The organism is Pedobacter sp. P26, from assembly GCF_050632135.1.
Taxonomy (GTDB): Bacteria; Bacteroidota; Bacteroidia; order Sphingobacteriales; family Sphingobacteriaceae; genus Pedobacter.
This window is the reverse complement of record NZ_CP192574.1, coordinates 4247691-4260090: the sequence shown is the minus strand read 5'-3', so window position 1 is coordinate 4260090 and position 12400 is coordinate 4247691. Positions and strand designations below refer to the sequence as shown.

General features: G+C 41.2%; 7 protein-coding genes. 3 read left to right on the top strand and 4 right to left on the bottom strand.

Annotation, left to right across the window (positions count from 1 at the left end; translation table 11 throughout):
• The 4 genes from ACQ86H_RS19780 to ACQ86H_RS19765 form a co-directional block, all read right to left on the bottom strand.
• Positions 1–1698 carry a RagB/SusD family nutrient uptake outer membrane protein gene (locus ACQ86H_RS19780; protein ID WP_431292239.1) on the bottom strand — a complete coding sequence of 566 codons (1698 nt, stop codon included), beginning with the start codon at positions 1696–1698 and terminating at the stop codon, positions 1–3.
• Positions 1699–1715: 17 nt separating this feature from the next.
• Positions 1716–4787: a SusC/RagA family TonB-linked outer membrane protein gene (locus ACQ86H_RS19775; protein ID WP_431292238.1), complete on the bottom strand. Its 3072-nt coding sequence runs from the start codon at positions 4785–4787 to the stop codon at positions 1716–1718.
• 78 nt (positions 4788–4865) lie between these two features.
• Positions 4866–5825, bottom strand: coding sequence for a carbohydrate kinase family protein (locus ACQ86H_RS19770; RefSeq protein ID WP_138822689.1), 960 nt, complete (start codon positions 5823–5825; stop codon positions 4866–4868).
• Between the two features lie 5 nt (positions 5826–5830).
• Entirely contained in the window at positions 5831–7165 is a 1335-nt protein-coding gene (locus tag ACQ86H_RS19765) for a sugar porter family MFS transporter (protein WP_431292237.1), read from the bottom strand.
• Positions 7166–7417: 252 nt separating this feature from the next.
• On the opposite strand from ACQ86H_RS19765, the gene ACQ86H_RS19760 reads away from it, so the two are divergent.
• The 3 genes from ACQ86H_RS19760 (at position 7418) to ACQ86H_RS19750 (ending at position 12374) form a co-directional block, all read left to right on the top strand.
• A complete protein-coding gene (locus ACQ86H_RS19760) occupies positions 7418–10213 on the top strand; it encodes a substrate-binding domain-containing protein (protein ID WP_431292236.1) in 2796 nt (931 codons plus the stop codon).
• 182 nt (positions 10214–10395) lie between these two features.
• The gene (locus tag ACQ86H_RS19755) at positions 10396–11514 is read left to right on the top strand and encodes a PAS domain-containing protein (protein WP_431292235.1); all 1119 of its coding nucleotides are present in this window, start codon (positions 10396–10398) and stop codon (positions 11512–11514) included.
• Positions 11445–12374 carry an ATP-binding protein gene (locus ACQ86H_RS19750; RefSeq protein WP_431295432.1) on the top strand — a complete coding sequence of 310 codons (930 nt, stop codon included), beginning with the start codon at positions 11445–11447 and terminating at the stop codon, positions 12372–12374. Before ACQ86H_RS19755 ends, ACQ86H_RS19750 begins: the two co-directional genes overlap by 70 nt.
• Positions 12375–12400: the final 26 nt, after the last annotated feature.

The window sequence follows — 12400 nt, the reverse complement described above, 5'->3', positions numbered from 1 at the left end:
TTAGTAACCTGGATTTTGAACATAGTTGTTTTCACTAAAGAATATTTGGTTTTGAGGAATTGGTAGATATTCGTCCCTTCCTTTTGTAAATCTCGCACTCGTAAAGATACTTCTGAAGCCTTTTTCCGAATCAAAAAAGGAGTTGATAACCTGGTCAGCTACGCCCCATCGGATGAGATCAAAAAACCGTTCTCCTTCCAGTGCCATTTCTAAACGGCGTTCAAATCGCAAAGCTTTTCTGGCATTTGCCTGATCCCAGACGATGTTTGTACCCGGAACATATTGCTGTACGTTGTATCTGGAGGTGGGCTGTCCGTTGGCCATTACCAGTTTTGCTGTACTTTTAGATGCCCGGTCTCTTATGGCATTTATAATCGGTAAAGCCTCAGTCTGCCTGCCCAGTTCAATCAGCGCTTCTGCTTTAAATAACATTACATCAGCTAACCTGATCATGATTCTGGCTTTTGTATTTCCAAAAAATGGAGCAAGATTTATAAAACAGTCGCAATCAGGTGATACGTTTTCTTTCATGGAATTATAAGTTCCGTACAAAGGAATATTCCTGCTCCAACTTGCTGTAACTACTCTTGTCGGATCGTATTTCCATGGAGCACCAGGACGGGATATGGTATGGTCTACCCTTGGATCAACTGTGTTTGTAGCAAAATCAACATTTTGTTGGTTGAAAGTATCGAATAGCGGTATCCCGGTAGTAGTTGTTCTGAAAGCATTCATCAGGGTTTGTGACGGTTTTTGGAAATCGCAGCATCCGATACCCTGTGGTACTGTAAGCATATCACCGAAATTTACACGGCCTCTTCCTGCGCCATCATTACTGGAAAACTGAACGGACATAATTGCTTCAATGCCATTCTCGAATGTTCCGGATGTGAAATTATTTGCAAAATCTGACTGTAACTTATAGGATGAAGCTAGTACCTGGTCGGATGCATCAATAACCTGTTGTAAACGGTTCTGGTCGATTCCCGTAACTGCGTGTGTTGCATTCTGCGTGTAAGCCTGGAACAAACGTGTTTTAGCCAAAAAAGCGTAAGCAGCAAATTTGTTGGCTCTTCCGATTTGTGGCTGTGTTGCCGGTAGTGCCTCAGCAGCAGCCTGGAAGTCACCAGCGATCTTCTCTAAAATCTGATCCCTGCTCAATGCATTGTTCTTCACTAATTTGTAGTCATCTGAAGGTACTGTATCATCAATATATGGGATGTTTTTGAACAAATTTTCTACCATCAGGTACCAGTATCCGCGTAAGAAACGGAGCTCGGCTAAACGGGTTTTAACCATTGGGTATTCGGCTTCGCTAAACTTGCTCAGTACCCTGATGCCTTCATTTGCCCGCCTGATGCCTACATAGATATTAAACCAGATGCCGTCATAATTCCATTGGTCAGGTCGGGAGGCAATAAAAGTCTCCATGTTATGGAAAACATCTCCATCATTGATGCCACCACCACCTTTATAGGCATCATCAGCGCGGATGTTTCCATACTGGTACATACTGAATGCCCTGTTAATTTCATCGTTTCCTAGTTGTGAGTAGGCTGCGGTTACAAAACCTTCGGCCTGTGCCGGAGTGGCAACCTGGCTTTCGTTTAGCGAACCTTTAGGTCCAACTTCAAGTGCTTTTTTGCAGCCTGTGGCCAATATTAGCGAGGCAGCAAGGGTGATTATATATTTTTTCATAATAAAAGCTTCAATTATTAAAATCTTACATTAATTCCGGCTGTAACAACCAGTGGGTTAGGGTAGCCAAATCCTGGAGTTTCCGGATCCAGACCGGTGAAGGATTTCGACTTCATTAAAATGGCTAAATTGTCTCCTCCTATATATACACGAAGATTCTGCATTTTTAACTTGCTGATCAGCTGTTTGTTAAATGTATAGCCGATCTGGGCGTTTCTCAACTTAAGATAAGAGCCGTTTTCAATAAAATAGGTTGAAAGACGGGCCTCGTTATTATCATCTGTTAACGCTACTGCAGGAATATCAGAGTTCGGATTGGAAGGTGACCATGCGTTTAATAACCTTGCGCCTTTATTTGAAGAAGATTCGATGGCACCCCAGAAATCCGTATAAGATTTGGCATCATTTCGTACGGCTACATCGCCTATCCCCTGTAAGAGAAAAGAGAAATCAAAATTTTTATAGTTGATGTTTGCATTAAAGCCATAAGTATATTTTGGCACCGGATTTCCAATCCAGGTACGGTCATTTATATCGATAACACCGTCATGGTTTAAATCCGCGTAACGGATTCTTCCAAGTCCTTTGTTGGGTTGCGCAGCAGAATTATCTACCTCAGCCTGAGTCCTGAAAAGACCATCGGCAACATAACCAAAGAAAGATCCAATAGATCTGCCCAGGATATTCTGTCCTTTGCCATCACCGCCGTATGCGTTTACTACTGCCGCAGGCAGATGGGTAACCTTATTTCTAACCATATCGAAATTTCCATTCACATCGATACTTAAATCATCCGTTAAGCGGCTTTTGTGGCCCAGGGATAGTTCAAATCCACGGTTTTCCATTGATGCACCGTTTACATAGGTATTACCGCCTTCTCCAAGCACACCAATATATGGAGGAAGCAATAAGATGCCAGTAGTCTTTTTAAGGTAATAGCCAACGCTGCCATACAATTTTTGTTTCCAGAGCGAAAAGTCAAGGGCGACATTGCTCATTTCTGTTGCTTCCCAACGCAGGTTTGGATTGGCATTCTGAGACAGATAAAACCCTGAAGGAAGTACACCGCTTTTGTTTCCATTCATATCATAAGAAGTGATATTGTAATTGGACAGGTAAATATTATAAATTGCGTTATTATTAATCTCCTGGTTACCGGTTTTTCCCCATCCTGCATGAAGTTTCAAATCGTCTACAAAGGAAGCATTATTCTTTACGAAAGATTCTTCACTGATCCTCCATGCACCTGAGAATGCAGGGAACCAGCCATATTTATTATTTGCTCCAAACCTGGAAGAACCGTCTCTTCTGATGGTTGCAGATACAAGGTAACGATCCATGTAAGAATAATTCGCTCTACCTATATAAGACAAGAGCACGTTTTTTGCACCACTGCCGCTGTTGTCTTTTATGCCCGTACCAGCATCTAAATAAAGGTAATCAGGATCTTCTAAAACGAATCCCTCCCTCGAGGCCATAAAAGTATTGGAGTTCTCTACGTAGTGTTCTGTTCCTGCAAAGGCATTAAGGCGGTGATTGCCTGACTCCAGGCTGTAGTTCAGGGTATTGGTCCAGGTGGTTTTCACATTGTGTGTCTGGGTATTGATTACTTTGTTCACATCATTAACCAGGTAACCACTCTGGTATTTTTTTTGCCAGTTCCTGCTTGTATAGTCACCGTAATCAATCCCGAAATTGGATTTGAATACCAAGCCCTTTGCAATTTTAACATCTGCAAAGAAATTACCAAACAACCTCATGAAGTCATAGCCATTCTGTTGATTGTCTTCCAGCACCCGAACAGGGTTCTGGCGATCGTTCATCCCGTCAACAGGACCGCCCCAGCCTATGCCATCTACGGTATGCACCGGTATGATCGGCAATGCCTGCAGCGCAGAATTAATAATGTCGGCAGCAACTTCTTTTGTTTTGGTCACGCTCAGGTTCTGACCTATGGTCAATGCACCATTGAATAACTTATAGTCTGAATTTATTCTTGCTGAAATACGGTTGAATCCGGTCGTTCTTACAATGCCTTTGTTGTCAAAGTAGCCAAGGGAAAGTAAATAGTGTCCGTTTTCAGTTCCGCTTGAAACCTGCGCATCATAATTCTGAATGATACCAGGCTGGGATATTTCTTTAAACCAATCTGTATTTGAAGTGCGAAGGGTTTGTGTAGCGTTTAGAAATTCGGGTAAAAGTACCTTATTTAATACGGGCTGATTGGTATTTGGGTCAACTTTCCAATCGAATTGATAACGCAATCCGTTCGAATTAGGGTCGAGGTTTTTGTTGACATAGGCCTGCCACAAAATTTTACCATAACCTTCTGCATCCAGCATCTCCAACTTATTTACATAGGTAGAAAGCGATGAGTAAGCGTTTCCACTTAACTGAGTTTTACCTGTTTTCCCCTTTTTGGTGGTAATAACGATCACTCCGTTTGCTGCCCTGGCGCCATAAATACTGGCAGATGAAGCATCTTTAAGAATCTGCATCGATTCAATATCTGCCTGATTGAGCTCATGCATGCCTGACTTGGTCGGTACGCCATCTATAATATACAGGGGATCATTGTCATTTAAAGTTCCAATACCTCTGATTCGGATGGTTGCCGGAGCGCTGGGCGATCCGTTTCCTGTGATATAAACACCTGCTACCTGGCCCTGCAATGCTTTCATTGGGTTGGCTACAGATTGCTTTTTAAGTTCATCTACATCCACAATGGCCACATCACCTGTCAGGTCTTTTTTCCTTTCTGTCTGGTAGCCGGTTACCACCACATCGTTCAGATTGGTGGCGGAAACTTCCAGTTGTGCATCTACTACCGATGTACTTCCAACCTTGGAACTGACCGTCTGAGCGCCCATGTAAATAAACCGGAGGGTTTGCCCCCCGGCAGCCTGGATTAAAAATTTCCCCTTTTCGTCTGTTTGTGTGGATTTACCAGTTTCCACATTATAGACAGAAGCTCCCGGAACAGGTTTTGAGGATTTATCGGTAACCGTCCCGGTAATGTTTCGGATTTGTGCGTATGTACTCGCCATAAAGCAAAGCACAAGAACACAGCATAGTATTACTCTTCTCATAAAATATTGGTTTATAATGGTTAGTTTTTTTACATAATCAGCATTTGCCGGTTATGTAGTTTGTTTGTTTTTTATCCTCTAGGCAGCAGTGTGCGTACTGTTACTGGCAGGTTTTGTAGTAAATAATTCGTTAAAGAAAGCCTGGTATTCCTCAAATTTGTATTCAGGGCATCCGCCCTTCTTGGTAGCGATAAATGCACCCATAGCAATTGCTTTTTTAAGGATTTGTAAGGGTTGATCCTGACGACTATGGGCCGCAATAAATGCCGCCAAAAAGGAATCGCCACTGCCAATTGTATCCTTTACCTTTATCTCATTTCCCCAAACATTGTAGGTTTTGTCTAAATTATAGTATGAAGCACCAAACTCACCCTTGGTTACAATAACTTCGGGTATTTTGAAACGGTCTTGTATAAACCGTACTTTATCAGCTTCCCCTTCCAAAGAACCGCCAAACATGATTTGCACAATACCCAACTCCGCCTCATTAAACTTGACGATGTCTGCCTTCGATAATAAATGACCTAATTGAGCCTGATTGATAAAGGGCGGACGGAGATTGATATCGAACACTTTAATGGCATCATTATCCAAAAGATGATAAAGGGTATTCCTGGAGGTTTCGTTTCTGGACGCTAAACTTCCAAAAATAAAGTATGTTGACGGTTTTATATGTTTGATGAGTTGCTGACTTTGATCAATAAAATCCCAGGCCACCGGAAATACAATTTCATAACTTACTTCATTTCCATTGTTCATTTTGGCCAGAACCTGGCTGGTTTCAAATTGCTCATCAACTTGTAGAAGCCCTGTATTTATTCCCCAGTTTTCCATCAATTCAACGAGTTTTTGGCCATTTTCATCGTTCCCAATCCGGGTGATCAGGCTTGAGTCCATGCCCAGCTTATTGAGGTGATAAGCAACATTTAAAGGTGCTCCTCCGGGCTGTGGTCCGTCTGGCAATACGTCCCACAGAATTTCTCCAAAACATGTGGCTGGAGTAAAATTATAGTTTGGCTTATTTATCATATTATTCATATCGTTTAATGCATCAAAACAACATTTTCTCCGATCTGCTCCAGTGATTTTCCTTTAGTTTCCGGCATCATTTTCCAAACGAATACCAATTGCAGGACCATCATTGCAGAGAAAAAGAAAAATATATTTGCACCTCCAAATGATTCTGCCAGGTAGGGAAAGCAGAACGCAATCAGCGCTGCCATTACCCAGTGTGTAGAACTGCCGAGTGTTTGTCCTTTTGCCCTGACCTGATTTGGGAAGATCTCGGAAATGAATACCCAGATAACCGCACCCTGCGAAAAAGCAAAGAAGGCAATGAAGAGCATAACATAAATCGGGATTTCGAAACCACTGGAGGAACCGCCCAGAAAAGCAAATGCAACGAGGCCAAGGGATATGATGAGGCCTATGGAACCGATAAACATCAAGGTTCTCCGACCAACTTTATCGATGATATTGATGGCCAGTAGCGTAAAGATAAAATTGACCATTCCGATACCGACAGTAGATAAAAGCGAAGAATGTGCTCCAAGCCCTGCCATCTCAAAAATTCTTGGTGCATAATAAATGATGGCGTTTATTCCGGATACCTGGTTGAAAAAAGCAAACAGTATGGCCAGGATAACAGGTGTCTTGTACTTGCCTGAAAAAAGTCCGTCAGAAGATTTGTTTTGCTGCATATCCTGACCTGACTTCCGGATAGCGGCAAGCTCTTCATTGCAGTTTAGTGGATTGATGATGCGCAGGATTTCCAATGCTTTATCGTAGGCGCCACGTTTGAGTATAAGCCATCTTGGGCTTTCAGGAATAAAGTAGATTAAAACCAGGAATATTATGGAAGGAAATGCCTGAACACCAAGCATCCATCTCCATGATGCCTCACCTCCCTGGCTTAGCAGATAGTTTGAAAGATAAGATATTAATATACCCAGTACAACATTGAACTGGAAAAGCCCTACAAGCCGGCCTCTTCTATGTGCCGGAGATACCTCTGAAATATAAATTGGTGCAGTTACAGAAGATATACCCACGCCCAGGCCGCCTAAGAAACGGAATGCTAAAAAGATATACCAGTTATCTGCCATAGCGGTACCGAGCGAGGAGAGTAAGTATGCAGCAGCCACGAAATAAAGTGTGTTTTTTCTTCCGAAATAATCAGATGGACGGGATCCTACCAGCGAGCCGATTACCGTACCGATAAGTGCAATGGATATCGTAAGCCCATGCGCAAATGCAGAGAGGTTCCAGAACTGTTGAATGGATTTTTCAGCTCCTGAAATAACGGCTGTATCAAATCCAAAGAGAAAGCCGCCTAAGGCCACAACCATGGACCATGCCAGGACAGAGTGTTTTTTCATAAGGGTTTATTATTGGTTAACGATCGCAAATTAGACCAAATCATTCTGTGACACTATTAAAATTCTATCAAAAGCATTAAAAAATTAAATTAATTTAAAGTGTTGTTTATTAGTGTTTTATGTTTTTATTTCCCTTTCTGCTTTATGCAACTTTAAATATTGTAACATGAGATGTTAAATTTGGTTACATGGTGCTAGGTAAGGATTTGTTGCTTATTTCCAATATCGAAAAGTAATCTATAGCTTTATTAAATGAATAATCAAATATTCCTCAAACCAGCTACTGTTCAAGCTTTCAATATTTGGCTTTTGAGTCTGGCCGTTACACTGCTTTTCTTTAGCTCCTGTTCGGAAAAGAAGGAAGAAAAAAAGTTCATTATCGGTTTTTCTCAATGTGTGGGATCTGATTTGTGGAGGAAAACAATGCTCGAAGAAATGAAAATGGAACTTTCCCTTCGTTCAGGAACCAACTTCATTTACAGGGATGCGAACAACAGCAGCAAGAAACAGATTGAGCAGGTAGAAGAATTGGTTGATAATCATATTGATCTTTTAATTATCTCTCCAAACGAAGCATCTCCATTGACGGATATTGTCGAAAAAGTATATAATAAAGGAATTCCGGTAATTGTTCTTGACCGGAAAACTTCTTCATCTCAATACACTGCGTATGTAGGTGCCGAGAACTATCAGGTCGGCAAAATGGCTGGCCAATACATCACTAAGCTACTGAAAGGAACTGGCAAAGTGGTCGAAATATTAGGTTTACCGGGATCTTCTCCGGCGATGGAGCGCGATAAAGGTTTTTCCGATGAATTAAGTAAATCACGGGGAATAAAACTAGCTGCTCAGTTTTATGGTAATTGGGTTGCCCGCAGCACCATTCTGGAACTGGAAAAGAATAAAGAAACGATACTACAATCTGACGCTGTTTTTGCACACAATGATGTTATGGCCGCAAGTGCTGAAGATTTTCTTCGGCGCCACAATGCCTCAAAACACATCAAGGTAATAGGAGTAGATGCGCTTCCTGGTTCGGGCGGTGGACTACAGCTGATCAGTGAGGGAAAAATATCAGCCAGTGTGTTATATCCCACAGGTGGCAAAGAAGCCATTAGTATTGCATTCAAAGTTTTAAATAAAGAACCTTTCTCAAAAGAAAATATCCTGCAGAGCTTAGTTATCGATAGTTCTTCAGTTCAGCTGATGAAACTTCAATGGGCAAAGGTATCCAGTCAGCAAAGAGATATTGAACGCCAGCAAACGATGTTGTCCGATCAGCTTCGGATCTACGATAATCAAAAGCTGGTGCTCAATTTTATTGTGATCACACTGGTATTGGCCGTGATATTTGGAGGACTGGCATTTTTTTCCTTATTGGAGAACCGGAAAATTAATAAAAGCCTTGAGCAGAAAAATGTCCAGATACTGGATCAGCGAAATAAGCTAATCGATGCCTCGGACAAGATTGAAGCAGCGACCGAGGCCAAGCTTAATTTTTTTACCAATATATCCCATGAGTTCAGAACCCCGCTAACCTTGATTTTATCACCATTGGAAGATTTATTGAAAAGCGATAAAATCCAAAGCGGGGAAAAGCGGGAATTAACGATGATTCAAAAGAATGCGTATCGGTTACTGAAGCTGATCAACGAACTTATTGATTACAGAAAGATAGAACATCAGAAATTCCATGTGCAATCAACCAGGAACAATGTTCAGTCTTTCCTGAATGAAATAATAGAAAGCTTCAGATACGGCGCCCTGAAAAAAGATATCGCTTTGAAATTTTCCTTTCCACAACATGATATCGTGGCCAATTTTGACGTAAGTATTCTTGAAAAGATCGTACTCAACCTATTGAGCAATGCATTGAAGTTTACCCCGGCTCATGGACGAATTATTGTGGATTTGACCACTAAGGATAATAATTTTATCATTTCAGTTGCCGACAATGGCAGTGGGATGAATCAAGAGGAATTGCAGCAGGTTTGGGATCAGTTTTATCAATCCAATACCAGCGAATCGAGGGGATCTGGTCTTGGTCTTTCCCTTACTCGTGAACTGGTGCATTTGCATGGTGGCACTATTGAAGTGCAGAGCAGAAAATGGCAGGGAAGTACTTTCACTGTTACCATGCCCTATGGTGAGCTGATAGATTCAAAGCTTTCCCCTGTAAGCGCAGAAGACAGAGTTGTTTCATTAACTGAACAGGTAAAAGTTTATATTACAGAAGAGTTACCTGCGGAGGATAAACAGTTTGATCCGATTGGTGAATATATCAAAGAATATTCCGTCCTGATTATTGAGGATAATCCCGACCTGTTAAATTATCTTCATGAAAAATTTTCAGCGAATTACGAGGTATTCACGGCTACGACTGGTAACCAGGGACTTCATGAAGCTTTCGAAAAAATTCCTGATATCATCGTTTCTGATGTAATTATCCCCGGTATGTCAGGCAAAGAAATTGCAAAGAAAATAAAAACAGATCTTCGAACTTCCCATATTCCGCTGATTCTGCTAACCGCACAGGCTAGCCCTGAACAGCAGATAGAGGGAATAAATAGTATGGCCGATCTCTATATGACCAAACCTTTTCATTTTGACTTCCTTCAGGCAAATGTTCGAAACCTGCTTACCAACCGTATGTTATTAAAGGAACATTATATCAGCGATATCAGCGCTGGCGTAGAGAAAAAATCAACGCTCAGCACGCTTGATAAAAAGTTCCTTAATGATTTTGCAGGCATTGTAGAGCTCCACCTGGGAAATGAAACACTAAATGTAGAGGACATTGCCAAAATGATTGGCATTTCCCGTATTCAGCTATATAGAAAGGTTAAAGCATTACTTGATTGCAGTATTACGGACTATATTTTAAACCGCAGATTGAAAAAGGCCAGTTACCTGCTGATGAATGAAGATTATTCCATTTCTGAAATCGCCTTCAAAATAGGTATTTCATCACCAACATACTTTTCTACCTTGTTTAAAGGAAAATACGGAATGAGTCCAAGTGAGTTTAAGAAAAAACAAAATAATTGATGATGCATAGTTCCGGTAATGTAGATTTCGAACCCTTTTGAATCATTGGCGAAGGACAATAACATGCTTGTCTCTTTGTTCAAGATACTTGAACACGGAAAAAAACATTTAGGATGAATGGTTGTTAAAATATCTTCAATAAATTTGATTGGTCTTTTCGATGGATCTAATCCACAATAATTATGATAAAATCAGCTCATCTGCCTGACATCTTCACACTGCAATCTATTTTTGAAGGCATTCAGGATGCCATATATTGTCATGACCTTGAATTCAGGATAACCAATTGGAGCCCTGCTGCAGAACGTATGTTCGGCTATACTGCACAAGAGATACTGGGCCAATCTGTTTTTATATTGAGTCCGGATGACAAATATTCAGAGAAAGAAAAGCTGATGCAGGAGGCTTTAAACGGTAAGCGTATCAACCAGTACAGAACAGTATGTCTTACCCGCTCAAGGATAGAAATACCCGTTACCTTATCCATTTCGCCGATCAAAGATGAAAACGGACAAATTATTGGAATGTCTCAAATTGCCCATGATGTTTCCTTCGAAGACCAGGCAGAAGAAAAACAATCCATGCTTGCTGCTATTATAGAAAGTTCCGAAGACGCCATTATCAGTAAGACGCTTGATGGAATTATAACGACCTGGAATAAAGGAGCGGAGCATATTTTTGGCTATGCCGAAGACGAGGCCGTTGGCCAACCCATCACCATACTTCTCCCTGCTGATCGTTTGAGCGAAGAAGAAAATATAATTTCAAGCATTCGACGTGGCGAAAAGGTAGGCCACATACAGACCATCAGAAAAACTAAAGATGGGCGCTTACTAAATATTTCACTAACCGTATCGCCTATTAAAAATAGCGATGGGGCTGTTATTGGCGCATCTAAGGTGGCCCGTAATATTACTTCCCAAAAGGAGTCTGAAAAATTAATTGCCAAACATATTGAACGCCTGGAACTATTGAATGTAGTGGGCAGAAGCATTAACGAATCGCTAGACCTTCAGCAAATATTACAGCAGGTAACTGATTCTACTACAAAGCTAACCGGAGCAGCGTTTGGGGCATTTTTTTATAATCAGGTTAACCAGGAAGGAGAATCTTACCGGTTGTACACCCTATCAGGTGTTCCGGGGAAGCTTTCGCTAACTTCCCGATGCCACGTAATACCGATTTATTTCATCCTACTTTCAGCGGAGAAGGAGTACTTCGCTCAGACGACATCACCCAGGATCCCCGCTATGGCAAAAATGCGCCATTTTTTGGAAAACCTTCCGGACATTTACCTGTGATCAGTTATCTGGCGGTTCCGGTTAAAACCAAATCAGGTGACGTGATAGGCGGGCTGTTTTTCGGTCATCAGGAAAAGGCAATTTTTAAAGAAGAGCATGAGGACCTTGTCCTTACAGTAGCCTCCCAATCGGCCATTGCTATAGAAAATTCGATGCTTTTTAAAGAGGTACAGGAACTAAGTGCTAAAAAAGACGAATTCATTGCAATGGCTTCCCATGAATTAAAAACACCAATGACCTCTCTTTTTGGTTATTTGCAGCTGGCCAATCGAAACACAGGTGAAGGTATCGCAAAAAATCTCCTTGAAAAGGCGATCAGGCAACTGGAAAAAATGATTGTTCTGGTTAGTGATCTTTTTGATGTTTCCAAGATCCAGGCCGGAAAACTACAACTGAATATGGAATACCTTAACCTGGCCATACTTATTCAGGAAATGAAAGAATCTTTTTTACAAGCCCATCCAGCGCATATTTTAACTATTGAAATGCCGGAAGAAAGCTTTGTTAACACTGACCGCATGCGCCTTGAACAGGTACTTACAAATTTATTGAATAATGCAGTTAAATATGCACCTCATGAAAAAACAATTGAATTGAAAGTTCAACATTTAGATAAAATAGTACTTACTTCGATTAAGGATTTTGGCCCCGGTATTAGCGAAGAAAACCAGCGTCATATATTCAGCCAGTTTTACCAGGCCAAAGATAATAAAGACGGTTCATCAGGATTAGGACTGGGGCTTTTTATATCGAAAGATATTATTGAACGCCATGGCGGTCAGATTTGGGTTGAAAGTGAGCCCGGTAAAGGTGCAACCTTTAATTTTTCTTTACCATTAGCGCAAACTAGTTTGGCGTAATGAATGGGAAGCCAATGAAGCCTTAA

Bases quoted from the DNA above. Each gene is read 5' to 3' on its own strand.
- ACQ86H_RS19780 (WP_431292239.1), bottom strand. From the start codon at position 1,698: ATGAAAAAATATATAATCACCCTTGCTGCCTCGCTAATATTGGCCACA.
- ACQ86H_RS19775 (WP_431292238.1), bottom strand. From the start codon at position 4,787: ATGAGAAGAGTAATACTATGCTGTGTTCTTGTGCTTTGCTTTATGGCG.
- ACQ86H_RS19770 (WP_138822689.1), bottom strand. From the start codon at position 5,825: ATGAATAATATGATAAATAAGCCAAACTATAATTTTACTCCAGCCACA.
- ACQ86H_RS19765 (WP_431292237.1), bottom strand. From the start codon at position 7,165: ATGAAAAAACACTCTGTCCTGGCATGGTCCATGGTTGTGGCCTTAGGC.
- ACQ86H_RS19760 (WP_431292236.1), top strand. From the start codon at position 7,418: ATGAATAATCAAATATTCCTCAAACCAGCTACTGTTCAAGCTTTCAAT.
- ACQ86H_RS19755 (WP_431292235.1), top strand. From the start codon at position 10,396: ATGATAAAATCAGCTCATCTGCCTGACATCTTCACACTGCAATCTATT.